This is a genomic window from Bordetella genomosp. 13 (assembly GCF_002119665.1).
Taxonomy (GTDB): domain Bacteria; phylum Pseudomonadota; class Gammaproteobacteria; order Burkholderiales; family Burkholderiaceae_B; genus Bordetella.
The window spans coordinates 2,235,766-2,260,316 of record NZ_CP021111.1; the positions used below are offsets into that span (position 1 = coordinate 2,235,766).

At 69.3% G+C, this 24,551-nt stretch carries 23 protein-coding genes; 1 reads left to right on the plus strand and 22 read right to left on the minus strand.

What is annotated here, in order from left to right; translation table 11 throughout:
* Window positions 1–10: 10 nt before the first annotated feature.
* The 7 genes from bamB to ndk are packed head-to-tail and all read right to left on the minus strand — an operon-like array spanning window position 11 to window position 6,568.
* On the minus strand, window positions 11–1,171 hold the full coding sequence (bamB, locus tag CAL15_RS10130; RefSeq protein ID WP_086078473.1) for an outer membrane protein assembly factor BamB: 1,161 nt from the start codon (window positions 1,169–1,171) through the stop codon (window positions 11–13).
* 1 nt (window position 1,172) lies between these two features.
* On the minus strand, window positions 1,173–1,811 hold the full coding sequence (locus CAL15_RS10135) for a YfgM family protein (protein ID WP_086078474.1): 639 nt from the start codon (window positions 1,809–1,811) through the stop codon (window positions 1,173–1,175).
* A 7-nt stretch (window positions 1,812–1,818) separates the two neighbouring features.
* Window positions 1,819–3,102 carry a histidine--tRNA ligase gene (gene hisS / locus CAL15_RS10140; RefSeq protein ID WP_086078475.1) on the minus strand — a complete coding sequence of 428 codons (1,284 nt, stop codon included), beginning with the start codon at window positions 3,100–3,102 and terminating at the stop codon, window positions 1,819–1,821.
* 58 nt (window positions 3,103–3,160) lie between these two features.
* The gene (gene ispG / locus CAL15_RS10145; RefSeq protein WP_086078476.1) at window positions 3,161–4,447 is read right to left on the minus strand and encodes a flavodoxin-dependent (E)-4-hydroxy-3-methylbut-2-enyl-diphosphate synthase; all 1,287 of its coding nucleotides are present in this window, start codon (window positions 4,445–4,447) and stop codon (window positions 3,161–3,163) included.
* A 7-nt stretch (window positions 4,448–4,454) separates the two neighbouring features.
* Window positions 4,455–4,949 carry a helix-turn-helix domain-containing protein gene (locus tag CAL15_RS10150; RefSeq protein ID WP_086078477.1) on the minus strand — a complete coding sequence of 165 codons (495 nt, stop codon included), beginning with the start codon at window positions 4,947–4,949 and terminating at the stop codon, window positions 4,455–4,457.
* The gene (gene rlmN / locus CAL15_RS10155; protein WP_086078478.1) at window positions 4,946–6,109 is read right to left on the minus strand and encodes a 23S rRNA (adenine(2503)-C(2))-methyltransferase RlmN; all 1,164 of its coding nucleotides are present in this window, start codon (window positions 6,107–6,109) and stop codon (window positions 4,946–4,948) included. Before rlmN ends, CAL15_RS10150 begins: the two co-directional genes overlap by 4 nt.
* 33 nt (window positions 6,110–6,142) lie before the next feature.
* Window positions 6,143–6,568: a nucleoside-diphosphate kinase gene (gene ndk, locus CAL15_RS10160; protein WP_086078479.1), complete on the minus strand. Its 426-nt coding sequence runs from the start codon at window positions 6,566–6,568 to the stop codon at window positions 6,143–6,145.
* Between the two features lie 159 nt (window positions 6,569–6,727).
* Between ndk and CAL15_RS10165 the strand changes: the two genes are divergently transcribed.
* Window positions 6,728–9,634 carry a valine--tRNA ligase gene (locus CAL15_RS10165; RefSeq protein ID WP_086078480.1) on the plus strand — a complete coding sequence of 969 codons (2,907 nt, stop codon included), beginning with the start codon at window positions 6,728–6,730 and terminating at the stop codon, window positions 9,632–9,634.
* A 55-nt stretch (window positions 9,635–9,689) separates the two neighbouring features.
* Here CAL15_RS10165 and CAL15_RS10170 read toward each other — a convergent pair whose 3' ends face one another.
* The 15 genes from CAL15_RS10170 to CAL15_RS10240 form a co-directional block, all read right to left on the minus strand.
* A complete protein-coding gene (locus CAL15_RS10170; RefSeq protein WP_086078481.1) occupies window positions 9,690–10,427 on the minus strand; it encodes a 4'-phosphopantetheinyl transferase family protein in 738 nt (245 codons plus the stop codon).
* Window positions 10,428–10,438: 11 nt separating this feature from the next.
* Window positions 10,439–11,557, minus strand: coding sequence for an enolase C-terminal domain-like protein (locus CAL15_RS10175; RefSeq protein WP_086078482.1), 1,119 nt, complete (start codon window positions 11,555–11,557; stop codon window positions 10,439–10,441).
* A 12-nt stretch (window positions 11,558–11,569) separates the two neighbouring features.
* Entirely contained in the window at window positions 11,570–12,661 is a 1,092-nt protein-coding gene (locus CAL15_RS10180; protein WP_086078483.1) for a tetratricopeptide repeat protein, read from the minus strand.
* 26 nt (window positions 12,662–12,687) lie between these two features.
* Window positions 12,688–13,770 carry a TauD/TfdA family dioxygenase gene (locus CAL15_RS10185; RefSeq protein ID WP_157666635.1) on the minus strand — a complete coding sequence of 361 codons (1,083 nt, stop codon included), beginning with the start codon at window positions 13,768–13,770 and terminating at the stop codon, window positions 12,688–12,690.
* A gap of 60 nt (window positions 13,771–13,830) precedes the next feature.
* Window positions 13,831–14,769 carry an AEC family transporter gene (locus CAL15_RS10190; protein ID WP_086078485.1) on the minus strand — a complete coding sequence of 313 codons (939 nt, stop codon included), beginning with the start codon at window positions 14,767–14,769 and terminating at the stop codon, window positions 13,831–13,833.
* A gap of 6 nt (window positions 14,770–14,775) precedes the next feature.
* Window positions 14,776–15,222 (minus strand): PaaI family thioesterase, encoded by a 447-nt coding sequence (locus CAL15_RS10195; RefSeq protein WP_086078486.1) that lies wholly within the window; start codon window positions 15,220–15,222, stop codon window positions 14,776–14,778.
* Window positions 15,219–17,057 (minus strand): fatty acyl-AMP ligase, encoded by a 1,839-nt coding sequence (locus CAL15_RS10200; RefSeq protein WP_086078487.1) that lies wholly within the window; start codon window positions 17,055–17,057, stop codon window positions 15,219–15,221. The genes CAL15_RS10195 and CAL15_RS10200 overlap by 4 nt, the downstream gene beginning before the upstream one ends.
* Window positions 17,054–17,857 (minus strand): thioesterase II family protein, encoded by an 804-nt coding sequence (locus CAL15_RS10205; protein WP_157666636.1) that lies wholly within the window; start codon window positions 17,855–17,857, stop codon window positions 17,054–17,056. The genes CAL15_RS10200 and CAL15_RS10205 overlap by 4 nt, the downstream gene beginning before the upstream one ends.
* A 13-nt stretch (window positions 17,858–17,870) precedes the next feature.
* Complete coding sequence (locus tag CAL15_RS10210) at window positions 17,871–19,136, minus strand: cytochrome P450 (protein WP_086078489.1); 1,266 nt, start codon at window positions 19,134–19,136, stop codon at window positions 17,871–17,873.
* Between the two features lie 64 nt (window positions 19,137–19,200).
* Window positions 19,201–20,109, minus strand: coding sequence for a class I SAM-dependent methyltransferase (locus CAL15_RS10215; protein WP_086078490.1), 909 nt, complete (start codon window positions 20,107–20,109; stop codon window positions 19,201–19,203).
* A gap of 14 nt (window positions 20,110–20,123) precedes the next feature.
* On the minus strand, window positions 20,124–20,384 hold the full coding sequence (locus tag CAL15_RS10220; RefSeq protein WP_086078491.1) for an acyl carrier protein: 261 nt from the start codon (window positions 20,382–20,384) through the stop codon (window positions 20,124–20,126).
* 40 nt (window positions 20,385–20,424) lie between these two features.
* Window positions 20,425–21,429: an acyl-CoA desaturase gene (locus CAL15_RS10225; RefSeq protein ID WP_198299198.1), complete on the minus strand. Its 1,005-nt coding sequence runs from the start codon at window positions 21,427–21,429 to the stop codon at window positions 20,425–20,427.
* Between the two features lie 162 nt (window positions 21,430–21,591).
* Window positions 21,592–22,218 (minus strand): LutC/YkgG family protein, encoded by a 627-nt coding sequence (locus tag CAL15_RS10230; RefSeq protein ID WP_157666637.1) that lies wholly within the window; start codon window positions 22,216–22,218, stop codon window positions 21,592–21,594.
* Entirely contained in the window at window positions 22,215–23,657 is a 1,443-nt protein-coding gene (locus tag CAL15_RS10235) for a lactate utilization protein B (protein WP_198299250.1), read from the minus strand. The genes CAL15_RS10230 and CAL15_RS10235 overlap by 4 nt, the downstream gene beginning before the upstream one ends.
* Window positions 23,657–24,457, minus strand: a complete 801-nt coding sequence (locus CAL15_RS10240) for a (Fe-S)-binding protein (protein WP_086078495.1) — start codon at window positions 24,455–24,457, stop codon at window positions 23,657–23,659. Before CAL15_RS10240 ends, CAL15_RS10235 begins: the two co-directional genes overlap by 1 nt.
* Window positions 24,458–24,551 lie beyond the last annotated feature (94 nt).

Sequence of the window (24,551 nt, forward strand, 5' to 3'; positions counted from 1 at the left end):
AAGAAACGGGTTACTTGATGCCGATCATGACCAGATCGCCGTCGCCCGTCTGCACCAGGACGCCTTGCGAAGTCGCCTGGGGCGGGGACACGATCGGGTCGCTGCCCACCGACAGGCGGGCCAGCAGGCCGCCGTCGCTGCGCGACAGGAAGTGGACATAGCCATCATAGTCGCCGACCGCCACCGCGCCGCCATACGAGGCGGGGACGGTCAGCGAACGGTTGCGCAGCGCCGCCTGCTTCCAGGTGTTGGCGCCGGAATCGAGGGCGAACGCGTTGACCACGCTGTGCTGGTCGGACGAGTAGGCATGGCGGTCGTCGACGGTCAGGCCGGTGGAGCTGGAGAAATCCTTGCTCCAGACCGGACGGCCGCCAGCGGCGACGTCGAAGCACACGATGCGGCCCTGATAGGCCACCGCGCACAGCAGGCGGCCGGCCAGCGCGGGCGCGCCCACCACGTCGGTCAGGCGTTCCAGGTCGCTGCCGCCGCGCGGCGTGGCGACGGTGCCTTCCCACTGGACGTTGCCGCTGTTCAGGTTGATGGCCATCATCTTGCCGCCCGGCAGGCCCGTGATGACCAGGCCCTGGGCGACGATAAGCTGCGCCGCGCCGCGCAGGGCCAATGCCGGGCCGGGACGCTGCAGGCTCCAGAGACGGTCGCCCGAGTTGGCGTCGAAGGCCTGGACGCGGTAGTCGCCGCTGCGCACGACGACCACGCCGCTGCTGACCACCGGCGGAATGCTGACCTCGCTGGTGGCCTGCGCCTTCCACTTCACCTTGCCGGTGTCGTCGAACGCGATGATCTGGCCCAGCGGCGTGGCCACCGCGGTGACCGTGCCGTCGCTGCCCGCGCCGGCGGACAGGTCGGTGTCGGCGTCGGCACGCCACAGCGGACGGCCGCTGAGCAGGTCGAACTTGCCGACGTTGCCGTCGGGCGTGGCGGCATAGACCGCGTCGCCGACCACGGTGGGTACGAACCCCAGGCCCGAGCCGCTGCCGACCGAGGCCGTCCAGGTTTCATTCACGGAGATGCCGGGCGCGTACTCGGTAAGTTCGGCGGGCGCGTAGCGGGTGTCTTCGCTGCTGAACAGCGAGCAGCCGCCAAGCACCGCAATGCCTGCCAGGACCAGGGCGCCGCGCCACATGCGGCCGGGACGGGAGATGCGAATCACATCAGGCTCCGCTCAAAGCATCGAGTTTCAATTGCACGATCTGCGTCAGGGGATGGGCCGCGCCCAGTCCGTCGAGCGCGCTCTTCCAGGCGGCGCGCGCCTCGTCGCGCTTGCCCTGCGCGGCCAGCACGTCGCCACGTCGATCGGCGTACAGGGCCGCGAACGGAGCCGGCGGATTCTCGAGCTGCTTGAGCGCCTGGTCGTATTGCTTCTGGTCGAGCAACAGGCCGGCCAGGCGCAGGCGCGCCACGGGCTGCAAGGCCTTCTGGTCGGCCTGGCCGGCCAGCCACTCGAGCTGCTGCCGTGCGCCGTCGACGTCCTTCTGGTCGGCCAGCGCCTGGGCCGCGATGAGCACGCCGCGGGCCGCATAGCCGGTGGATCCGTAGTCGTCGCGCAGGGTCTGCGCGGCGGCCTTGATGCGCGCCGTGGAATCGGGGCCGCCCAGGCGGGCCGCGTCTTCGAGGGCCTCGTAGTAGCCCATGGCCTGGTTGGCCTGGTAATTCTGATAGGCGCGCCAGCCCGACCACCCCGCCGCGGCCAGCGCGACGATGGTGATCACGATGATGGTCAGCATGCCATAGCGCGCCCACCACGCCTTGAGCGCGTCGAGTTTTTCCTGTTCGTCGAGATCGTATGCCATTGCTGCTTCAACCCTTGGTATTCAGAACTTGCGCCAGCTGCGCCAGCGGCACTTGCTGTTGCGATCCTTCCTGGTCGCCTTCGCGGAGGAACTTCACGCTGGCGGTACGGTTGGCCACTTCGTCGCCGCCAAGGATAACCGCAACCCGCGCGCCACTGGCATCGGCGCGCTTGAACTGCGACTTGAAGCTGCCCGAGCCCGCATGCACCACGACGGCCAGGCCGGCGTCGCGCAGGGTCTCGGCAACCTGCGCGGCCAGGCGCTGCGCCTCGTCGCCCTGGTGCACGACATAGACCTCGCATTCGGGCACGGGTTCGGAGGGAACGGTCTGTTCCCACAGATCGATCAGGCGCTCGACGCCGATGGCGAAGCCCACCGCCGGCGCGGGTTTGCCGCCCAGCAATTCGATCAGGCCGTCGTAGCGGCCGCCGCCGCACACCGTGCCCTGCGAACCCAGCCGATCGGTGACCCACTCGAACACGGTGGAGTTGTAGTAATCGAGCCCGCGCACCAGGCGCGGATTGAGGCGGTACTCGATGCCAGCATCGGCCAGCCGCTGGCATACGCCGTCGAAGTGGGCGCGCGACTCGTCACCCAGGAAATCGAACAGGCGCGGCGCGGAGTCGGCCATCTCCTGCATGGCGGGATTCTTGGTGTCCAGCACGCGCAAGGGGTTGGTGTACAGGCGGCGCTTGCCGTCCTCGTCCAGGACGTCCTGGTGGCGTTCGAGGTGGGCGATCAGCGCGGCGCGATGCGCGGCCCGCTCGGCGGGCTGGCCCAGCGAATTCAGTTCGAGGCGCACGTCGGTCAGGCCCAGCAGCTTCCACAGGCGGGCCAGCATCACGATGAGCTCGGCGTCGACGTCCGGCCCGGCATAGCCCAGCGCCTCGACGTCGATCTGGTGGAACTGGCGGTAGCGGCCGCGCTGCGGGCGCTCGTGGCGGAACACCGGGCCGATGGAATAGACGCGATGCGGACGGTCGTAGAGCAGATTGTGCTCGATGCTGGCACGCACGATGCCGGCGGTCATCTCGGGTCGCAGCGTCAGCGAGTCGCCGTTCAGCGCATCGGTGAAGGTGTACATCTCTTTCTCGACGATGTCGGTGACTTCGCCGATGCCGCGCGCGAACAGGCGGGTATGTTCGAGCACGGGGGTGCGCACGTTGCGGTAGCCGTAGCTGCGCAGCCAGTCGCGCACGAGTGCCTCGAATTGCTCCCAGCGGGCGCTGGCGCCGGGCAGCAGGTCGTTCATGCCGCGTATCGCGGTGACTTTCTGGAAGGCTTGCGTCATCTGTGTCGCGCCGCCAGCGTCCGCATGGGCGGACCGCCGGGCAGCCAGTTCCTTTGTTCTAGTGAGCCGCCACGGCGCCGTAGCGGCGAGCGACGTAGTCTTCGACGATGGCCTGGAATTCTTCGGCGATGTGATCGCCCTTGAGGGTGACCGTGCGCTCGCCGTCGATGAAGACCGGCGCCGCGGGCACCTCGCCGGTGCCGGGCAGGCTGATGCCGATGTCGGCATGGCGGCTTTCGCCGGGCCCGTTGACCACGCAGCCCATGACGGCCACGTTCATGGATTCCACGCCAGGATACTGGGCGCGCCATACGGGCATCTGGCGCCGCAGGTACGACTGGATGCTGTCGGCCAGTTCCTGGAAGAACGTGCTGCTGGTGCGTCCGCAGCCGGGGCACGCCACCACCATCGGGGTGAAGGCGCGCAGGCCCATGGTCTGCAGGATCTCCTGCGCCACGATGACCTCGCGGGCACGGTCGCCGCCCGGCTCGGGCGTGAGCGAGATTCGGATGGTGTCGCCGATGCCCTCTTGCAGCAGCACGGACAGCGCGGCGGTGGAAGCCACGATGCCCTTGCTGCCCATGCCGGCCTCGGTGAGGCCCAGGTGCAGCGGATAGTCGCAGCGGGCGGACAGGTCGCGATAGACGGCGATGAGATCCTGCACGTGGCTGACCTTGCACGACAGCACGATGGCGTCGCCGGGCAGGCCGAGCTCTTCGGCGCGCCGCGCGTTGCTGATGGCCGAGACCACCAGCGCGTCGCGCATGACGGCCTGCGCTTCCCAGGGCTGCGAGCGGCGGCTGTTCTCGTCCATCTTGCGGGCCATGAGCTCGTGGTCGAGGCTGCCCCAGTTGACGCCGATGCGCACCGGCTTGTTGTGGCGGCAGGCCACTTCGATCATCTGCGCGAAGTTGTCGTCGCGGCGCTTGCCGCCGCCCATGTTGCCCGGATTGATGCGGTACTTGGACAGCGCCTGCGCGCACTCGGGGAACTGGGTAAGCAGCTTGTGCCCGTTGTAGTGGAAGTCGCCCACCAGCGGCGCGGACACGCCCATGCGGTCCAGCTGCTCGCGGATGGCGGCGACTTCGCGCGCGGCCTCGGGCGTGTTGACCGTGATGCGCACGACCTCGGAGCCGGCCTGCACGAGTTCCTTGACCTGGATGGCCGTGGCGATGGCGTCGGCCGTGTCGGTGTTGGTCATGGACTGCACGACGACCGGGGCGCCGCCGCCCACCGTGACCACGCGATCGTTCCAGCGCACCTGCACGGCGCGCGTGATGCGGCGCTGGCCCGGGCCGACAGGAGGCGGAGGGATATCCTGGCTGGTCATGGCGGAATCCTGCATGGGTGGGCTATTGGAAAAGCGCGTGCGCCAGCCACTGGAACGACAGCCATTCCTGCGGCAGCCAGCCTTGCCAGAATGCGTAGGCCACGACGATGGCCACCACGATGAGGATGGCGACCAGCCAACCCCAGGAACCGGACGAGGCGCGCTCTTCGTCCATGGACATGCCCGCGGCCGACCGGGCGTGCGTGCCGCGCACGGGCGGCCGGGCGGGCCCCGGGGACGGCGCCACGCCGTCCAGCGAGGCGGCGATCACGTCGCCGTCGGCGCCCAGCAGGCGCGCGTAGTTGCGGATCAGGCCGCGCAGCGAAACGCCGGTGGGCAGCGCCTCCCAGCGCTCTTCCTCGAGGGCCTGCAGCTGGCGGGGCGAGAACTTGATGCGGGACGAGACGTCTTCGAGCGACCACCCGCGCGCCGTGCGCAGGGCGCGCAGTGCGCCGCCCACGGTGCCGGGCGCATCGGCGGGCGCGGCCGCCGACGGGGGTAGGGTTTCCTGCGTCATGCATGCACCTGTGCGATGGGGATGGTGCGTCCCGCGCCTCGCGCCGCGCTGCGCTCGGCCAGGCGGGTGCGGTCGCGCACCTCGCCGGCCAGCTGGCCGCATGCCGCATCGATGTCGTCGCCGCGCGTCTTGCGCACGGTGGTGACGATGCCGGCATCCATCAGGCGCTGCGCGAAAACCTTGACGCGCGCCGACGGCGACCGCTTCAGGCCGGAAGCCGGGAACGGATTGAACGGGATCAGGTTGAGCTTGCAGCGAACCTGCCGGGCCACCTGGACCAGTTCGCGGGCATGCTGGTCGGAGTCGTTGACGCCGTCCAGCATGCAGTATTCGAAGGTGATGAAATCGCGCGGGGCGTGGGCCAGGTAGCGCTGGCACGCGTCGAGCAGCGAATTCAGCGGGTACTTGCGGTTGAGCGGCACGAGTTCGTCGCGCAGCGCATCGTTGGGCGCGTGCAGCGACACGGCCAGCGCCACGGGGCAGTCTTGCGACAGCCGGTCCATCATGGGCACGACGCCCGAGGTAGACACCGTGACGCGACGCCGCGACAGGCCATAGGCGTTGTCGTCGAGCATCAGGCGCAGCGCGGGAACCAGCTGGTCGTAGTTGAGCAGGGGCTCGCCCATACCCATCATGACGACGTTGCTGACCACGCGGGTGTCGGTGTCGGCCGAGGCCTTGCTGCCCGGCAGCCGCGCCGTGCCCGCGTCGGCCTCGAGGACCCGCTTGGCCCACCACAGCTGGCCGATGATCTCGGCGGTGGTGAGGTTGCGGTTGAAGCCCTGGTGCCCGGTGGAGCAGAAGCGGCAATTGACGGCGCAGCCCGCCTGGCTGGACACGCACAGCGTGCCGCGGTCGTCTTCGGGGATGAACACCGTTTCGATGGCGTTGCCCTGCCCCACGTCGAACAGCCACTTGCGGGTGCCGTCGGACGAGCGCTGTTCGGTATTGACCGGCAGCGCCTGGATGCGGCAGTGCTGAGCCAGCTGGCCGCGGAACTCGCGGGCCAGGTCGGACATGGCGTCGAACGAATCGGCGCCGCGCTGGTGGATCCAGCGCTGCAGCTGCCGGGCGCGAAACGGCTTGCCGCCCCACTGCCCGACCAGTTCGGACAGCGCGGGGGCATCCAGGCCCAGCAGGTTGACGCGTTCGGAATCCATGTCAGTAGCGGCCGCCTGAGCGGCCCTGCGATATCAACGGCTGTGGATGTTGATTTCGGGGAAGAAGAAGGCGATTTCGACGGCGGCCGTCTCGGGCGCGTCGGAACCGTGCACGGCGTTGGCGTCGATGCTGTCGGCGAAGTCGGCGCGGATGGTGCCCTTTTCGGCCTTCTTGGGATCGGTGGCGCCCATCAGGTCGCGGTTCTTCTGGATGGCGCTTTCGCCTTCCAGGACTTGCACGAACACGGGGCCGGAAACCATGAAGTCGACCAGGTCCTTGAAGAACGGACGGGCCGAGTGCACGGCGTAGAAGCGTTCGGCGTCGGCGCGCGACAGCTGTTGCATGCGGGCGGCGATCACTTTCAGGCCAGCCTGCTCGAAGCGGGCGACGATCTGGCCAATGACGTTCTTGGCCACGGCGTCGGGCTTGATGATCGAGAGGGTGCGTTCGATGGACATGAAGACTCCGGGATTTCGGTTTTTCCGAGTAAAAACAGATACTTCGAAAAGGTTTACAGTAACCCGGCATTCTAGCATGCCGGCGAGAACCTATTTACATCTTAAAATCGACGGTTTGCTCGGCCATCTGGCCGACCCCCTGTATCGCCGGAACCCGCAATGACCCAAGCCGCCGCCCCCGATCACGCCCCCGAGACCGGGGCCCCTGCCAACGAGACACCGGAACTGTCCAAGAGTTTCGAACCCGCCGACATCGAATCGCGCTGGTACGCCGAATGGGCGCGCCGCGGCTACTTCGAGGGCGGCCGGCACGTGGACGCGGGGTCGGATCCCAAGCCGTACGTCATCCAGTTCCCGCCGCCCAACGTCACCGGCACCCTGCACATGGGGCACGCGTTCAACCAGACCATCATGGACGGCCTGGTGCGCTATCACCGCATGCGCGGCGACGACACGGTGTTCGTGCCCGGCACCGACCACGCCGGCATCGCCACGCAGATCGTGGTCGAACGCCAGCTGGATGCCCAGAAAGTATCGCGCCATGACCTGGGCCGCGAGAAGTTCGTGGAAAAGGTCTGGGAGTGGAAGGCGCAATCGGGCAGCACCATCACCGGACAGGTGCGCCGCCTGGGCGCCTCGGCCGACTGGGCACGCGAGTATTTCACCATGGACGAGCGCATGTCGCGCGGCGTGGTCGAGACCTTCGTGCGCCTGTACCGCCAGGGCCTCATCTACCGGGGCAAGCGCCTGGTGAACTGGGACCCGAAGCTGCTGACGGCCGTGTCGGACCTCGAGGTGCAGTCGGAAGAGACCGACGGCCACATGTGGCACATCCTGTACCCGTTCGTCGACGGCCCGCAGACCATCACCGACAAGGACGGCAGCACGGTCACGCTGCGCGGCATGACCATCGCCACGACGCGGCCGGAAACCATGCTGGCCGACGGCGCGCTGTGCGTGCACCCCGACGATCCGCGCTATCGGCACCTGGTCGGCAAAGAGGTCGAACTGCCGCTTTGCGATCGCAACATCCCCATCATCGCCGACGATTTCGTCGATCCGGAGTTCGGCACGGGCTGCGTCAAGATCACGGGCGCGCACGACTTCAACGACTACGCCTGCGCGCTGCGCCACGATCTGCCGATGATCGTGATCTTCACGCTGGACGCGCGCATCAACGAGAACGGCCCGAAGCAGTTCCAGGGCATGGATCGCTACGTGGCGCGCGAGGCCGTGGTGGCCGAGCTGGAGAAGCAGAACTACCTGGTGAAGGTCGAGGCGCACAAGATGATGCAGCCGCGCGGCGACCGCACGGGCGTCGTGCTCGAGCCCATGCTGACCGACCAGTGGTTCGTGGCGATGAGCAAGCCCGCGCCCGAGGGCACGCTGAACCCCGGCAAGAGCATCACGCAGGTGGCGCTGGAGGCCGTGGCCGACGGCCGCGTGCAGTTCTATCCCGAGAACTGGACCACCATCTACAACCAGTGGCTCGAGAACATCCAGGACTGGTGCATCTCGCGCCAGCTGTGGTGGGGCCACCAGATTCCGGCCTGGTACGGCCCGAATGGCGAAGTGTTCGTGGCCTACGACGAGGCCGATGCGCGGGCCCAGGCCCGCGCCGCGGGCATCGAGGGCCCGCTGACGCGCGACGCCGACGTGCTGGATACGTGGTTCTCGTCGGCCCTGGTGCCGTTCACCACGCTGGGCTGGCCCGAGGACACCGCCGACCTGCGCCGCTACCTGCCGTCCAGCGTGCTGGTCACGGGCTTCGACATCATCTTCTTCTGGGTCGCGCGCATGGTGATGATGACCATGCACATGACCGGCCAGATCCCGTTCAGGCACGTGTACGTGCACGGCCTGATCCGCGACGCAGACGGCCAGAAGATGAGCAAGTCCAAGGGCAATACGCTCGACCCCGTCGACCTGATCGACGGCATCGACCTGGACGGCCTGGTGGCCAAGCGCACCTACGGGCTGATGAACCCCAAGCAGGCGGGCAGCATCGAGAAGACCACGCGGCGCCAGTATCCGGACGGCATCCCGGCCTTCGGCACCGATGCACTGCGCTTTACCATGGCCGCCTATGCCACGCTGGGCCGCAACATCAATTTCGACCTGAAGCGCTGCGAAGGCTACCGCAACTTCTGCAACAAGCTGTGGAACGCCACGCGCTTCGTGCTGATGAACACCGAGGGGCATGACCTGTCCGACGCCGGCCGCGCCGAGGTTTCATTCGCCGATCGCTGGATCGTCAGCGCGCTGCAGTCCCTGGAGGCCGACGTCAACAAGGGCTACGCCGACTACCGTTTCGACAACATCGCCAACGCGCTGTACCGCTACGTGTGGGACGAGTACTGCGACTGGTACCTGGAACTGGCCAAGGTGCAGATCCAGACCGGCACGCCGGCCCAGCAGCTGGGCACCCGCCGCACGCTGATCCGCGTGCTCGAAGCGGTGCTGCGCCTGGCGCATCCCATCATCCCGTTCATCACCGAAGAGCTTTGGCAGAAGGTGTCGGTGGTGGCAGGCAAGCGCGCGCCGGGCGAGGTGGCCAGCGTCAGCGTGCAGCCCTACCCGTCTCCCAGCGCCGACGCCGTGGACACCGCGGCCGAGGCCGAGGTGGCGGAGCTGAAGGCGCAGATCGAGGCCGTGCGCGCCCTGCGCGGCGAGATGGGCCTGTCGCCCGCGCAGCGCGTGCCGCTGGTGGCCGAGGGCGATGCCGCCACGCTGGGCCGCAATGCGCCGTACCTGGCCGCGCTGGCCAAGCTGAGCCAGGTGGACGTGGTGGCGGCCCTGCCCGACGCCGGCGCGCCCGTGCAGGTGGTCGGCAATTCGCGCCTGATGCTGCACGTCGAGATCGACGTGGCGGCCGAACGCGCGCGCCTGGACAAGGAGATCGCGCGGCTGCAAGGCGAGATCGCCAAGGCCTCGGGCAAGCTGTCCAACGCCAGCTTCGTCGATCGCGCGCCGCCTGCCGTGGTCGCGCAGGAAAAGCAGCGCCTCGCGCAGTTCGAGGAAACGCTGGCCAAGGTCAGCCAGCAGCGCGGCAAGCTGGGCAACTGAGGCAGGGCCGGCGCCGGACGGCGCCTGCCCCGTCGAGCAGACCAGACCGCTGGCCCTACCCCGGCGCGACGGGCAGCCGCCACAGCAGCGGCGCGCGCGCCGGCGGCATCAGGCTCACGGCCGCGCGATGCCGGGCCGATACGCCCAGGTCGTACACCACCGCGTCCTCGCGGGGATCGCGCCACGCCCCTCCGGCATCGCGTACCAGGCACAGATCGCGGGGCGAGCCCTGGGCCAGGCCGCGGCCATCCGACTTCAGCAGCGCCTCTTTGCGCACCCATGACGCGAACACGGCGCGTGCGTGGGCGTCGACGTGCTGCCGCGCCGGCGTGATGGGCGCCTCGCCGGGCGCGCGAAGCCGCGCCGCGCGCGCCAGCAGCGGGTGCAGCGGATCCACGTACTCCACGTCCACGCCGATGCGCCCCTGCGCGCGCACGCCCACCAGGCACATGCCGCGCGTATGCGACAGGTTGAAGTCGACGCCGCAGCCGTCCGCCAGGCGCGGCTTGCCCCGGCCGTCCCGCGCATACGCGATGCGTTGCGGCCCACGGTCCAGCACCGCGGCCAACACGCAGCGCAGCAGCGCGTGCGAGGCGGCATAGACATGCGCGTGGCGCGGATCGCGCAGCGCCATGCACCGCCGCTGTTCGTGGTCGTCCAGCAGCGGCAGCCAACCGCCGACATCGCTTGCGGGCCCAAGCGGCGCGCACAGCAGGAAGGCCGGCGAGCCGCGGCTTCGGGCCCGATCATGGCAAGCCCGGACAGCCGTCAGCAAGGCAGCGGACGGATCCATCGCGCCCGGCCTCAGACCAGGAAGCGCGCCACCGCCTGCTCGTCCCAGTCTATGCCGCTGCCCACCGTTTCGGACACGATGGCCAAGCCCTGGTCGAACGCCAGCGGCGCCTGCAGCAGCGGCGCGGCCAGGTCGATGCGCTCGAGGTAGTGCGGGTTGGGCGTGACGCGCAACAGCTGCGCGCTGACCTCGGGGAACACGTGCGCGGACACGGGCAGGCCCGCAGCATCGCACAGGCCCGCGCAGCGCATCCATCCGGTGACGCCGCCCGCCTTCATCAGGTCCAGCATCATCAGGTCCGAAGCATTCGCGGCGATGCTCTTGGCTACCTCGCGGCACCCCCACAGGTTCTCGCCCAGCTGGATCGGCGTGCGCACCGCCGCGGCGATGCGGGCCATGCCGGCGTAGTCGTCATACGCGGTGGGCTCTTCTATCCACGCGACGCCTTCCGCGTCCAACGCGACGCAGCGCACGATGGCGTCGGCCACGCTGAGGTACTGGTTGTAGTCCACCAGGAGGTCCACGCCCTCGCCCGCCGCGCGGCGGGCCGCGCGCACCACGGCCAGGTCTTCCGCCAGGGTGGGATAGCCGATCTTCACCTTCACGGCGCGAAAGCCCGCCTCGACCGCGTCGCTCACGTCTCGCACCGCGGTGTCCACGCCCGCCATGCCGAAGCTGGCATAGGCGCGCACCGGGCCCGGCTCGCCGCCCAGCAGCCGTGCCAGCGGCATGCGCGCGGTGCGGGCCAGCGCGTCCCACGCCGCCATGTCCAGGGCCGCCAGCGCGATGCCGGCCAGGCCCGGCGTGCCAAGCAGGCGCAGGCGATGGCGCAGCGACATGTACAGCGCCGCGGGCGCCACCGCCATGCCCACCAGCGCAGGCGCCAGGTCCTGCAGCAGGCGGCGGATGGCGCCCAGGGCCACCGGCGTGTCGGTGAACGCGTAAGTGCTGCCCGTCACCCCCGTGTCGCAGTCCAGGTCGACCAGCACGAGTGCCGCGCTCGCGACCAGTCCCGCTGCGGTGCGCACGGGTTTCTTCAACGGCATGTCCACCGTGCGCAGCCGCACGCGTTCGATGCGCGGCGCGGCGCCCACGGTCCGCAGGATGGCTTCGTCGTCGGGCTTATTCATGCGCCGCCTCCGTCAGGCCGCCACGGATTGCAGCACCGGCGCATCGGGACGCACCAGGCCAAGGTTGTTGAAGTCGCGCAGCACGCCCGGCCAGGTCCTGTCCTGCGCGCGCTGCACCAGCATGCGGCCCCACACGATCCAGCCCTCCCAGGTCACGCGCTTGTCCCATTGCACGCCCCAGTCCGACAGCAGCCGCAGGCCCTGGCGCGCGCGCTCGGCCGCGGCCTCGTAGTTGCCCTGCATCAGGAAGACCTGCGCCAGCTGCAGATAGGGTTCGCCGACCCATGGATTGTGGGCGATGGCGGCTTCGAGCAGATTGCGCGTGTGCGCCGGGTCGACCAGCGGCACGTTGAGCGAGGCCACCTGCCAGTACAGCGCGGCAGCCGCGCTTTCGTCGCGGGCGTCCAGCGTGCGCGTGCAGCGCTCGAACACCGGCGGCACCGGAATGCCCAGCGCCGGCAGATGGCGCGCCAGCCGCGAGGCCAGCGCCAGTCCCGAACTGCCCGGGCGGAACGGTCCCGGCCACAACGTGACGCTCCACAGCGGCGCCGCGTCCAGGCGACCGGTGTGCGGATAGGACGACATGGTGTCCTCCTGCCAGCTGTACCACTGTTCGACCAGGTCGGCCACGGTCACCACGGTGAACACCGCGACTTCGCGCTGCGTCAGCCGGAACACCTCGTCGCCGCGCCGCAGCTCGATGCCCTCGGCGGGGATGCGGTCGCGCGCCAGCATGTCCAGCACCATGGCAGTGCGCGGAATCGTGCAGAAGCGATGGATCAATTGCTCGGTGCCGCCGCCCACTTCGCCGGCCAGCACGTCGCGGCCTTCGCGCGGGTCGAACAGGGCCAGGTCCACGTACTCGTTCGAGTACACGCTGTGGAACAGTCCGCACAGGCAGGTGTCGCGGTCCTGCCCCCACGTCTTCAGCATGCGGTAGACGGTGGTCAGGTGATCGCGGAACGTGCCGTGCTTGTGCCAGCTCTGCCCCGCGCGGCGCCGGTTCAGCAGCGTCATCAGGCGCGGATATTCGGGATCCAGCGCGGCCTGCTCGCCGGCCAGCCAGCCGTCGACCCAGGCCGACACATCGCGTTCGTCGCTCATGGTTGCTCTCCAGTGATCGGTATGGATCAAGCGTGCGCCGGAACCGGCCGCGCGCGGGATACGGACGGGGTTTGCCTGGTTTCATCGGCGTGTCCGACCAGCGCCGTCAGGATGGAACGCTCGCCCTGGTACTGGCGCCTGCCGTGGGCGACCCGCATGTTGTCCAGCATCAGGAAGTCCCCCGCCTGCCAGTCCAGCGGCCAGGCGGCTTCGTCCAGCGTGCGCGCGATGTGCAGCACGTCCTCGTCCGAGATCGTGCTGCCGTCGCCGTAGAACACCTGGTCCAGCAGGTGCGGCTGCGTGGCGCGCGCATGCGACAGGCGCATGGCGAGCTCGGCGCGGCCGTCGTTCAGCGCCCAGCGCAGCGCGGCCACCGGCGCGAAGATGTGGATCTGGTTGCACCACAGCACTTCCCCGTCGTCGGGATGCGGCCGTGTCGCGGGCAGAATGTCCTGCCACAGCTGCATCGACCCGTCGTCCAGCCATTCCGCGCGCCAGCCTTTCAGCCGCGCGGTGGCGCTGGCCTGGTCGCGGTCGGTGGTGCCGAATACCTCGGTCCAGGGCTTGGGCACGCCCGGGCGCTGCGCGGTCTGCTCGGGCAGCGGCAGGTTGCGCCGCAACTGCACGCCGCCATGCTCCTCGAAGCGGTGCAGCACGGCCGCGTCCAGGCGCCCGGTGATCTCACGCATGTTGCCCAGCGTGGTCTGCCCGCCCCGCCCGGCCGGCGTCACGCAGAAGAAGCTGATGCGGGCGGGCAGCCGCGCGGTGTAGGACATCTCCTGGTGCAGCGGAATCGAATAGCTGCCCGGCACATCGGTGGCCGTCATGATCTTGCCGCGCACCACCTGGCGCGGCGAGGTGCCGCCCACATAGTCCTGCAGCACCGGCGCGGTGGGTTCGAGCAGCGCCTCGAAATCGGCCGCGCTGCGCGGCGCATGAAAGCCGCGCAGCAGCAGCGCGCCGTGGCGGCGCACCTGTTCGTCGTAGCGCTCGCGCCTTTCGTGCAGCCATGCGGCGATCTGCTCGATGCCGGCCTGCGCGCCCTCGCGCACCCGCCAGATCATCGGAACCCGGCCCTGGCCGGGAGGGATTTCGTCGACTCGTATCATCTTCGCTGCCTCCTTGGATACGGGCCGTTCACCGGCCCCCATGCGGCCGCGCGCGACGTGTCAGGCCTGGACCCAGGCCAGCAGCACCGCCAACGTCACGACCGAGACTATGGTTGAAAACACCAGCATCGACGCGCTCTCGTCCACCAGCGTGCCGTAGCGCTGCGCGATGACGAAACCGGTGGATGCCGGCGGCATGGCCGACAGCACCACCAGAACCGCCGTGGTCCGCGCGTCCAGCTGGAACAGCTGCGTGGCCAGCACCCAGGCCACCAGCGGCATGGCGGCCAGCTTCAGCGCCGCGAACGGCAGCATCCCGCTGGCGGCCCACCAGCGCCGCTGGCCCGAGATGAAGATGCCCACCGCCACCAGCGAGCAAGGGATGGCCGCGGTGCCCAGCGTCTGGAACAACCTGTCCATGGCGGGCGGCGGCGCGCCCAACAACAGCGCATAGACGATGCCGCACACCACGGCGATCAGCAGCGGATTCACCGCCAAAGCCCGCGCGATCTTCAGCGCCACCGCGCGGCCGGCGCCGCCGCGCTGGCGCTCGGCCTCGAGGAAGAACAAGGTCAGGCTCAGGTTCAGCACGGCCAGCACCGTGGTGGCCAGCACCGCGGGCAGCGCGGCATCCTGGCCGAAGGCCGCCACGCACAGCGGGATGCCTATCATCGCGGTATTGCCGCACGTCGTGTTCATCGAGCGCACGCCCATCGCGCCCCAGCCGTCGCGCCGCGCGATCAGGCTCAACATGCAGGTCAGCAGATAGCCCACCAGCACCGAGGCGGTCCAGGCCAGCAGGAACCCGCCCTGCACGATCTCGGCGCGCGGCGTGCGCGCGATCACGATGAACAGCAGCGCGGGAAACGCCAGGTAGTACACCAGCCGGTTCAGGCCGTCGGAATGCGCGCTGTTCATCCATCCCAGCCTGCCCGCGCCGAAGCCGCAGGCGATCAGCGCGAATACCGGAAAGATCACGTCGAACAGACCTGAAGTCATCGCGCCTCACTTGAACTTGGTGATGGTGGCCTGCGCGATCGCGACCAGAGTGTCGCGGCCGCGCAGCTGGCTGTGCACCTCGGCCTGGCAGACGATCAGCCGGCCGGCGACCTTCACCGTGCGGCCACTGGCCCGCAGCCGCTCGCCCACGGCCGGCGCCAGCAGGTTGAGCTTGTACTCGGCGGTGACCACGTCGCCCGCCACCGAAGCCGCGGCCCACGCGCAGGCGCTGTCGGCCATGAAGCTGACCACGGCGCCGTGCGCGAATCCGTGGTGCATGGTCAGCTCGGAACGCAGGACGATGGACAGCGTGGCCGCGCCCGCGCCGTACTCCTCGAGCTGGGCGCCGATCCACACGGCGAACGGCGTGCGCGCAATCACGGCGTCGATGGCCTCGCGCGGGGTGCCGGCCTCGGCCGGCGTCGCGGCGGGATGGGCTTGGGCCAGGTTCATGCTTCCTCCGCGTATACCGTTGCCTCGCTTGCGGCGGCGCGTCCGCGCCTGGGCCCGACCTCGGGCATGGCGTCGGCAAGCAGACGTTCGCGGCTGGCGGCGCGGCGCACCTTGCCGCTGGACGTCTTGGGCACCGCTCCGGGTTCGACGAAGCGCAGCTCGTGCAGCATGATGTCGAACTCTTCCAGCACGGCGCGGCGCACGTCCCGCGCGGCCGCTTCGGCATCGAAGTGCAGGCGCTGCGTTCTTTCCACCTCGATCACCAGCCCCGTGCGCACCTCGCCTCCCTCGTCCGGCAGCGCGAAGGCGGCCGCCCCGCCCGGACGCAGGCCCGGATGGGCACGCTCGGCGACCAGCTCGATGTCCTGCGGATACAGATTGCGGCCGCGTACGACCAGCATGTCCTTCAGGCGTCCGGTCACGTACAGCTCGGCGTCCTGCAGATAGCCGAGGTCGCCCGTGCGCAGATAGCGTGTGCCCGAGGCGTCGCCGCGCATGCGTGCATGGAAGGTCTCCTGGCTGGCCTCGGGCCGGTTCCAGTACTCCAGCGGAATGTGCGGCCCGCAGACCCAGATCTCTCCGACGCTGCCCTCGGGCAGCGGCGCGCAGCTGTGCGGGTCGACGATGGCCAGCCCGCTGCCCGGCACGGCCGTGCCGCAGCCCACGATGTCGTACCGGTCATCATCGCCGCGCGGCGGGGCGCAGACGTCCATCGCCAGCCCCTGCTTGCTGACCGTGCGCAGCACCGGACGCGTGGCGGCGCCCCCGCCGCTGACCAGCAGCGTGGCCTCGGCCATGCCGTAGCAGGGGTACATGGCCTCGCGGCGGAAACCCAGCGGCGCGAAGGCCTCGCAGAAGCGGCGCACCGTGTCCGCGCGCACGGGCTCCGCGCTGTTGAAGGCGACTTTCCAGCACGACAGGTCCATGCCGCCGCGCAGGATGCGCGTCATGCGCGCGACGCAGAGGTCGTAGGCATAGTTCGAGCCTCCGCTGGTGTGGGCGCGGTAGTCGGATATCGCCTTCAGCCAGAGCCACGGCGACTGCGCCATCTGCGAAGGCGCCATCAGCACGCACAGCCCGCCCAGGTAGAACGGCTCCAGCACGTTGGCTATCAGGCCCATGTCGTGATAAAGCGGCGCCCAGCCCACATAGGCGGCGCCGGGAGGGTTGCGCAGCGCCAGCCGCTGCATTTCAAGATTGGCGAACAGATTGGCCTGGCTGACGTGCACGCCCTTCGGAGACGAGGTGGACCCCGAGGTGTACTGCAGGAAAGCCGTGGCGCTTTCGAAGCGGGGTGTGCGTAACGAGGTGCGTAGCGAAGTGCGCCGCGACGCCCCCTGATCCGGCTGCAAGCCCTGCGCCGCCGCGCGCAGCGACTCGAACGACAGGCCCAGCGCGCGCACGCCGGCCAGTCCAGGCAGGGCATGCAGTTGCTGCGCCGCCGCCGCGACCTGATCCTGCGGCGCCAGCAGCACGGCGGGCCGGCAGTCCGCCGCGATGGCCAGCGACGCATCGCGCAGGCGGCCGTTGCGCACCGGCACCACGGGCACGGGCACCATGCCCGCATAGTGCGCGGCAAAGAACGACACCACGAAGGACAGGCCGGACTGGAACATGAGCAGCACGCGATCGCCGGGCGCGGCGCTCGACGCCAGTTCCTTCGCCAGCGCGCCGGCGGCGGCGTCGAGCTCGGCGTAGGTCAGGACCTCGGCCTCGACGTTCTCGGGCCCCAGGAAGACGAAGGCGCGCGCGGCGCCGCGCGTGCGCGCCCAATGCCGCGCCAGTGAAGCCAGCGAGCCGGCGGCCGCCGGCGGATCCACAGGGATGTCGCTCATGTCAGCATCTCCAGGTTGGGATGGGCCGTCGCGATGCGGGCCTGCGCAGCCAGCTCGGCATCGATGTGCGCCTGCAGCGCCGAGGTGCCCTCGGCATCGAAGAAGTGCGCGCCGGGCAGTGTGGCCACGCGCGCATGGCCGGTGGTCTCGTGCCGCCAGGCCGCGATCTCGTCGGCATCCAGAATCGGATCGTCGTGCCCGCGAAACGCGTGGATGGGCAGCGCCAGCGGCGCCTCGCGCGGGCGTGCATACATGTCGGACAGCCGCAGGTCGGCCCTCAGCGATGGCAATACGAACTCACGCCACTTCGCGCTGGCCAGCAGCGAGGGCGCCATGCCGCCCATGCACGCCAGCGCGTCCAGCAGCTCGTCGTCCGGGCGGTCCCACAGCGGGCGGCCGCGCAGCGGACACGCCGGCGCGCGGCGTCCCGACACCACCAGCAGCGCGGGTTGGGGCTGCCCGCGCCGCCGCAGCGTGCGCGTCAGTTCGAAGGCCACGAGCGCACCCAGGCTGTGTCCGTAGAACACGAAGGGCGCGTCGCCCGCCTCCGCGCGATGGCGGGCGAAGGCGTCGGCCAGCGGCCCCACGATGTCCGCCACGGTGACCGCCGCGTGTTGCGCTGGCTGCCCCGCACGACCGGGCAGTTGCACCGCGCATACGCGGGCGCCGGCGATCCGTCCGCGCCGCCAGCCTGCGTACGAGGCCGCGCTGCCGCCGGCGTGGTGGAAGCAGTACAGCCGCACCGCGTCGCGCGCCGCGGGCTGCGCATCCTGGGCAGGAAACCATTCGTGCGTCTGCATCGCGGCCACCCGTCTACGCCGCGCGCCGGACATGGTCCGGCCCGGCACGATGCACGCGCAGCGGCAGGCGCCGCGGTCCACGCAGGATCAGGCTTTCGGTCTGCCACTGCACCTGGGGTTCGGCCAGGTCGATGTCGACGTAGCGGGCCAGCATGGCGGCCAGGCAGCGTTCGGCCTGCACCCGCGCGAGCAATCCGCCCAGGCACGAGTGCATGCCCACGCCGAAGCCCACGTGTCCAGGCCCCTTGCGCGACAGGTCGTAACGCTCGGGATGCTCGAAGACTGTCTCGTCGCGATTGGCCGACCCCATGCACAGCAGCAGCTGCTCGCCCTGCGCCACCGGCTGGCCATTGACCTCGATGGGCTCGACCACCACGCGCTTGGTCAACTGCAGCGGCGTCTCGAAGCGCGTCGTCTCTTCGATCGCCTGCGGCAGCAGGGCCGCATCGGCGCGCAGGGCGCGCAGTTGCTCGGGATGGCGCGCCAGAGCCACCATCATGTTTCCGATCAGGCATTGCGTGGTCTCGGTGCCCGCGACGAAAGACATGATGCAGGCGAAAGCGACCTCCTCTTCGGCCAATCGGTCGCCGGCGCTTTCCGCGTCGCACAGCATGCTTACCAGATTGCGCAGCCCGGCGCGGCGCACCGCGCGCGAGTGCGCGCTGAAGTAGTCGGTCAGCGTGGCGAGCGAACGGCCCACGGCGGCGAAATGCGCCGGCGTCATCAGGCCCGGATCCAGCAGATAGCGGATCACGTGGATGTGCCGGGCGATGTCGCCGCGAGCCATCGCGGGCACGCCCATCCATGCGCACAACACGTTCACCGGCAGCGGCTGGCCGACGCGCTCGACCAGATCGTCGTTGCCATGGGCGTCGAAATCGTCCAGGCAGGCCAGGACCTCGGCATCGATCAACCCGTACAGTTCGCGTATGGTGGCGGGCGTGTAGGCCTGGTTGATCAGGCGCCGCAGTCGGGTGTGCTCGGGCGCATCGGTGAACACGATCGAGTTGCGGATGAAGCGCTCGATCTGACCCACGTCGCCCACGCCCTGTTTGCGGGCGCTGCGCACGATGGTGTCCGGAATCAGCGCCACGCTAAGGCGCCGGTCTTTCAGCGCGGCCTGGACGTCGGCGTAGCGGGTCAGTATGCGCGTGCCCATCGTCAGCAGGTACGGCGCTTCGTGCCGCAGCCGCGCGTAGACCGCGTGCGGATCCTGCATGAAGGCCGGATCCATCGGATTGAAGCGCACGGGCGCGGCCGTGCGGACAGCGTCAGCCATGGTCTCTGCTCCATCGTTGCGCCGTCCGTGCGCCGGTTCCGCCGGCGCACGGACGGCCACGGGATCAATACGCGGCGCTTTCTTTCCAGCTCGGCGTGATCGGCCGCAGCGCCAGGCGCAACAACCCGATCTTGCCCATGTAGAAACCCACCGCGGTCTGCGTGAGGTAGGTCTCGTAGCGCGCCGTGGTCTCTTCGCCCACCAGCGCCACGGCCTCGTCTCGCCGCGACCGCAGGTTGCGCGCCCACGCTTCCATGGTGCGCGCGTAGTGCAGCCGGTGGTTGTAGACCGTGGTGATCTCCATCACGCCATCGGCCGCGCGCGCGATCTCGTCTAGCGTGGGCAGGTCGGAGGCGGGGAAGATCTCGTTGTTGATGAAGGCGCTGGAATCCTCGCGGCGCATGTTGCCGTAGGCGATGCTCTGCAGCGACATGCGGCCGTGCGGCGCCAGCCACTGGCGGCACTTTTCGAAGAAGTGGCGATAGACCTCGATCTTTTCCTCGATGCTGTCCTCGGGCTTCGCGAAGTGCTCGAACGCGCCGACCGAGATGATCGAGTCGTACGGGGCCTGCGGCTCGTGGTCCACCCAGCTTTCCAGCCGGATCTCGGCCTTGGACAGTCCCATGGCGCGCACGTACTCGGCCTGGTCGTCGCTCAGCGTCAGCCCCACGACCTGCTGCACGTTCGGCATGGCGCACGCGGCGGCCACCACGCCGCCCCAGCCGCAGCCGACGTCCATTACGCGACTAGCGCGCGAGACGCGGGCCTGCTGCAGATGCAGGTCGATCTTGCGACGCTGCGCCGCGGCCAGCGTGTCCTTGGCGGACTGCCCTTCCTCGGCCCACAGCGCCGATGAATAGGTCATGGAGTCATCCAGCCACAGCTGGTAGAACTCGCGGCCCACGTCGTAGTGGTATTTGATGGCGTCGGGCGATCCGCCGTAATCCTGTTCCAGCTCGGCTACCGTGTTCATGGCGGTCTCCGGGCTCAGGCCAGACGGCCGGCGACTTCGGCCGCCACGCCGCGCAGCGTGCTTTGCGAGAACAGCACCGACGGGGGAATGTCCACGCCCAACCATTCCTCCATCTCGATGAGCATCGAGGTCAGCACGGCGGAATCCAGCCCGAAGCTGTCCAGCTCGTCGTCCGGCCCGACCTGCGCCGGATCGATGTTCAACGCGCGACCCACATACTCGGCGCACCATTCGATGATGCGTGCTTCCTGGCCCTGCTGCAGCACTTCGGTCATGACACTGCTCCTTGAAAGGAAGGGAGGAACAACAGGCAGCTCAGCGCCGGATTCCGGCGGCCGGCGCCATGGCGGCCTGCGCTTCGCGCAGGGCGATCTGCTCGCGCGCGGGCACTTTGATGTCCCAGGCCAGGCCAAGCCAGCCCAGGACTTTGATGAACCAGTAGCCGGGATCGACGCGGTACCAGGCCAGGCCGAAAGACGCCGAGCCCGGGAACGCGTGATGGTTGTGGTGCCACGATTCGCCGAAGATGAAGGGCGCCAGCAGGCCGATGTTGCGGCTCTGGTCCCGGGTGGCGAAGACCCGCTTGCCCATCAGGTGGCAGAACGAGTTCAGCGACCAGATGCCGTGCTCCAGCACGAACATGCGCACCATGCCGCCCCACAGGAATCCCGTCAGCAGTCCCAGCCAGGATTGCGTGATCAGCGCCACCGCGACGGCAGGCAGGATGAAGCCCAGCGCGACCCAGTGGTAATAGCGGCGGCTGACCGCGACCATGTAGCGCTCGCGCACCAGGTCGGGCGCATAGTGCACGACGTTGGGATAGGGATGCGCGATCATCCACGTGAAGTGCGCGTGGATGAAACCGCGCAGCTTGCCCTTGAAGCCGGGGCCGTGCAGGTTGGGCGAATGCATGTCGCCTTCCTGGTCGCCCCGCTCGTGGTGCCGACGATGCATGGCCACCCACGACAGCACGCCGCCCTGCCCCGCCATCGACCCGGCGATGGCCAGCAATACGCGCATGGTCTTTCCGGTCTTGTACGACTTGTGCGCGAACAGGCGGTGATAGCCCGAGGAAATGCCCAGGCCCGAGATCACCCACATGACGAAGAATGCGCCCAGCTCCGGCCAACCTGGCGGGATGACGGGGATCAGCGCGAAGGCCGCCACCGCGCCCACCATGGGCAGCACGTCGAACAACAGGAAGTGGCGCCGCTGCAATCGGTGCAGATAAGGGTCGTCGATGACCCGTCGTTGGCTGTCCTGCCCCAGCGTCGCGCGGGTATAGACAGACTGGTACTCCTGCTCGAATTCCATAGCCATCGGTATCTCCCGCGTGTGGTCGCGTTTCAGGACATCGCTTGCGCCATGGCGGAGGCCACGGCGGTCTGGCGTTGCGTACTGACTGCCCAACTACTGCGAACTGACTGCCGATCTACTGCTGCTGCGTGCTGGCGGACGGCCATGGGCGGCCGCCCGGCTTGCTCAGGGACTGTCGACCAGGATGACGTGGAGCTGTCTGGGGCCGTGCACCCCGATCTCCACGACCTGTTCGACATCGGCCGTGCGCGACGGCCCGGTGATGATGTTGACGGTGCGGGGCATGGCCGCCGCCACGCGCCGCAATGCCTGCTCGAGCGTGGCCACGATGGCCGCGCGGCGCAGCACCGCGATGCACACGTCCGGTACGAAATTCAATGTGGTGGGCGTCTGCGGCGAGGACACCAGCATCAGGCTGCCCGTTTCGGCGACGCCGGCCTCGCACAGCGCCACCGCCGTCGTGTCGTCGGAGCGAGCCGCTCCGCCGCGCACTTGCAGGCTGGTGGGCCACCTCAGTTCGCACAGCGCCGCCGCGGCCACCAGCCGTGGCGGCAGATCCCATTGCGCGACATAGCGCGCGGCCTCCGCCGGCACGTCCTGCAGATTTGCCACGCGCACGCAGGTGGCCTGCGCGGCACTGGCCTTCTCGATGAACAGGCTCGCCAGCCCGACCTGGCCCGCATGGTCCGGCGCCTGCCAGGCACGCGGCGGGGGTGGCGGCTGCACCGCGGTGGCGCCACCCCGCCCCAGGGCCTGGCGGATGTCGTCGAGCACCGCGTTGCGCGCATTCATTGCGGCCTCCCCGCGCGCCGGCGCGACGCATCGCGTGCGCGCCATTGTTCCTGGAAGGTCCTGCCCTGCGGGGCCGGCAGGTCGCGCGAACGCGTCCAGCCTTGGGCCAGCGGCAGGCGCGAGATCGCGCCGCTGCGTCCGGCGATGCGCCGCAGCGCGCGCGCCGCCAGCCGGTTCAGGCCGCGGTACAACGCGGGGCGCAGGGCCACTGCCGCCCATACGGCAAGCATGCCGCGCGCCATGGGCGAGCCCAGCCGCCGCTCGAACTGCGCGCCGCGCAGCTGCTTGAGCAACTGAGGCAGCGGGATTTTCACGGGGCACACTTCCTGGCAGCGGCCATTGAGCGTGCACGCGTTGGGCAGGTCGGGCGCATGCTCGATGCCGCGCATCAGTGGAGTCAGCACCGCGCCCATGGGGCCGGGGTAGACCCAGCCGTAGGCATGGCCGCCCACCGCGCCATAGACGGGGCAATGGTTCATGCAGGCGCCACAGCGGATGCAGCGCAGCATGTCGCGGAAAGCACCCGCCAGCATGCGGCTGCGGCCGTTGTCCACCAGCACCACGTGATACTCGCGCGGGCCGTCCAGGTCGTCGGCCCTGCGCGGCCCCGTGCTGAACGTCGTGTAGGCGGTGATCTCCTGCCCCGTGGCGCTGCGCCCCAACAGGCGCGTGAACAGGGCCACGTCTTCCAGCGTGGGCACGACGCGCTCGATGCCCGCCGTGACGATGTGCACGCGCGCCAGGGTGGACGACAGATCGCCGTTGCCTTCGTTCGTGCAGATGACGCTGGTGCCCGTCTGCGCCACCAGGTAGTTCGCCCCGGTGATGCCCACGTCCGCGGCGAAGAACTTCTCGCGCAGCACTTCGCGCGCTTCGCGCACCACGTCGCTGACCGTGCGCGGCGCGCCGCCCGCGCGTCCCGGATGGTGGGCATCGAACAGGTCGGATATCTGGCCGATGGTCTTGTGCAGGGCCGGAAACACGATGTGGCTGGGCATCTCGTGCGCCAGCTGCACGATGTACTCGCCCAGGTCGGTCTCCGCGACCTCCATGCCGGCCGCCTCCAGCGCCGCGTTCAGCCCGATCTCTTCGCCGACCATGGACTTGCCGCGCGCCACGGTGCGCGCGCCGGCCGCGCGGCAGATGCCCAGCACGATCTCGCGCGCCTGCTGCGCATCGCGTGCCCAGTGCACCTTGCCGCCGGCCTGCGTGACCTGCCGCTCGTATGCCAGCAGATAGTGGTCGAGATGCTGCAGCACATGGTCCTTCAAATGTCGCGCCTGTTCGCGCAGCAGCTCGAACTCGGGCATCAGGCTGACCACGCGGCGACGCTTCTGTATCCAGCCGTCGCCCAGCGCGCCCAGCGCGGACTGCAATGGGGCGTCGGTCAGCGCGCGATCGACGCGCTGCCTGAAGGTATCGGGAAGCGTCTCGGGCATCATTGAGGCTGCCCCAGTCCGGAACCGTGGCGACCCGTCAGCAGCTCGGTGACGTGGCATACCTTGATGGGCACCGCGTCGCGGCGCAGGCGGCCGCTCAGGTGCAGCAGGCAACCCATGTCGCCGCCCAGCAGCAGTTCAGCGCCGGTCGATGCGGCGTCGGCCGCCTTGTCGCCGCCTATCTTGGCGGACAGTTCGGGATACTTGACGCAGAAGGTGCCGCCGAAGCCGCAGCACACCTCGGTGTTGCGCATCTCGCGCAGCGTGACCTGAGGCAGTTGCGCCAGCAGTTGCCTGGGTTGCGCACGAACCCCCAACCCGCGCAGGCCCGAACAGGTGTCGTGATAGGTGACGGTGCAGGCGGGCACGGATGCCCGCAGCTCCACGCCGCCCATCACGTCCACCAGGAACCCGGTGATCTCGTGGCACCGCTCCGCGAAATCCCGCGCCCGAGATGCCCACCGGGAATCGTGGGCGAGGATGTCCGGATAATCGTGGCGCAGCGTGCGGATGCATGACCCCGATGGAGCGACCACGTAGTCGCAGTCGTCGAACGCCGCGATGGTACGGCGCGCCAGCTCGCGCGCATTGCCGTAGTCGCCGCTGTTCAGGGCCGGCTGGCCGCAGCAGGTCTGCCCATCAGGAACGACGACCGTGCACCCGGCCTGTTGCAGCAACTCGACCGTGGCGAAGCCGACGGACGGCCGGAACAGGTCGACCAGGCACGTGACGAACAGCCCGACGCGCGGCTCGCGGGCCGCTGCGCCGCCGGTGGCTGACGAGGCGTAGAGCTGTCGCACCCTTTTATCTCCTCTTTCCTGCGATTTTCTGGTTTATCTGTTTGATTGGCTCGACTGGACTGATTGGTCTGACCATTCAGGCCAGAGAGTAATG

Excerpts from the sequence above, each read along its gene's own strand:
- CAL15_RS10135 (WP_086078474.1), bottom strand. The coding sequence starts at position 1,811 with ATGGCATACGATCTCGACGAACAGGAAAAACTCGACGCGCTCAAGGCG.
- hisS (WP_086078475.1), bottom strand. The coding sequence starts at position 3,102 with ATGACGCAAGCCTTCCAGAAAGTCACCGCGATACGCGGCATGAACGAC.
- ispG (WP_086078476.1), bottom strand. The coding sequence starts at position 4,447 with ATGCAGGATTCCGCCATGACCAGCCAGGATATCCCTCCGCCTCCTGTC.
- CAL15_RS10150 (WP_086078477.1), bottom strand. The coding sequence starts at position 4,949 with ATGACGCAGGAAACCCTACCCCCGTCGGCGGCCGCGCCCGCCGATGCG.
- rlmN (WP_086078478.1), bottom strand. The coding sequence starts at position 6,109 with ATGGATTCCGAACGCGTCAACCTGCTGGGCCTGGATGCCCCCGCGCTG.
- ndk (WP_086078479.1), bottom strand. The coding sequence starts at position 6,568 with ATGTCCATCGAACGCACCCTCTCGATCATCAAGCCCGACGCCGTGGCC.
- CAL15_RS10165 (WP_086078480.1), top strand. The coding sequence starts at position 6,728 with ATGACCCAAGCCGCCGCCCCCGATCACGCCCCCGAGACCGGGGCCCCT.
- CAL15_RS10170 (WP_086078481.1), bottom strand. The coding sequence starts at position 10,427 with ATGGATCCGTCCGCTGCCTTGCTGACGGCTGTCCGGGCTTGCCATGAT.
- CAL15_RS10175 (WP_086078482.1), bottom strand. The coding sequence starts at position 11,557 with ATGAATAAGCCCGACGACGAAGCCATCCTGCGGACCGTGGGCGCCGCG.
- CAL15_RS10180 (WP_086078483.1), bottom strand. The coding sequence starts at position 12,661 with ATGAGCGACGAACGCGATGTGTCGGCCTGGGTCGACGGCTGGCTGGCC.
- CAL15_RS10185 (WP_157666635.1), bottom strand. The coding sequence starts at position 13,770 with ATGATACGAGTCGACGAAATCCCTCCCGGCCAGGGCCGGGTTCCGATG.
- CAL15_RS10190 (WP_086078485.1), bottom strand. The coding sequence starts at position 14,769 with ATGACTTCAGGTCTGTTCGACGTGATCTTTCCGGTATTCGCGCTGATC.
- CAL15_RS10195 (WP_086078486.1), bottom strand. The coding sequence starts at position 15,222 with ATGAACCTGGCCCAAGCCCATCCCGCCGCGACGCCGGCCGAGGCCGGC.
- CAL15_RS10200 (WP_086078487.1), bottom strand. The coding sequence starts at position 17,057 with ATGAGCGACATCCCTGTGGATCCGCCGGCGGCCGCCGGCTCGCTGGCT.
- CAL15_RS10205 (WP_157666636.1), bottom strand. The coding sequence starts at position 17,857 with ATGCAGACGCACGAATGGTTTCCTGCCCAGGATGCGCAGCCCGCGGCG.
- CAL15_RS10210 (WP_086078489.1), bottom strand. The coding sequence starts at position 19,136 with ATGGCTGACGCTGTCCGCACGGCCGCGCCCGTGCGCTTCAATCCGATG.
- CAL15_RS10215 (WP_086078490.1), bottom strand. The coding sequence starts at position 20,109 with ATGAACACGGTAGCCGAGCTGGAACAGGATTACGGCGGATCGCCCGAC.
- CAL15_RS10220 (WP_086078491.1), bottom strand. The coding sequence starts at position 20,384 with ATGACCGAAGTGCTGCAGCAGGGCCAGGAAGCACGCATCATCGAATGG.
- CAL15_RS10225 (WP_198299198.1), bottom strand. The coding sequence starts at position 21,429 with ATGGCTATGGAATTCGAGCAGGAGTACCAGTCTGTCTATACCCGCGCG.
- CAL15_RS10230 (WP_157666637.1), bottom strand. The coding sequence starts at position 22,218 with ATGAATGCGCGCAACGCGGTGCTCGACGACATCCGCCAGGCCCTGGGG.
- CAL15_RS10235 (WP_198299250.1), bottom strand. The coding sequence starts at position 23,657 with ATGCCCGAGACGCTTCCCGATACCTTCAGGCAGCGCGTCGATCGCGCG.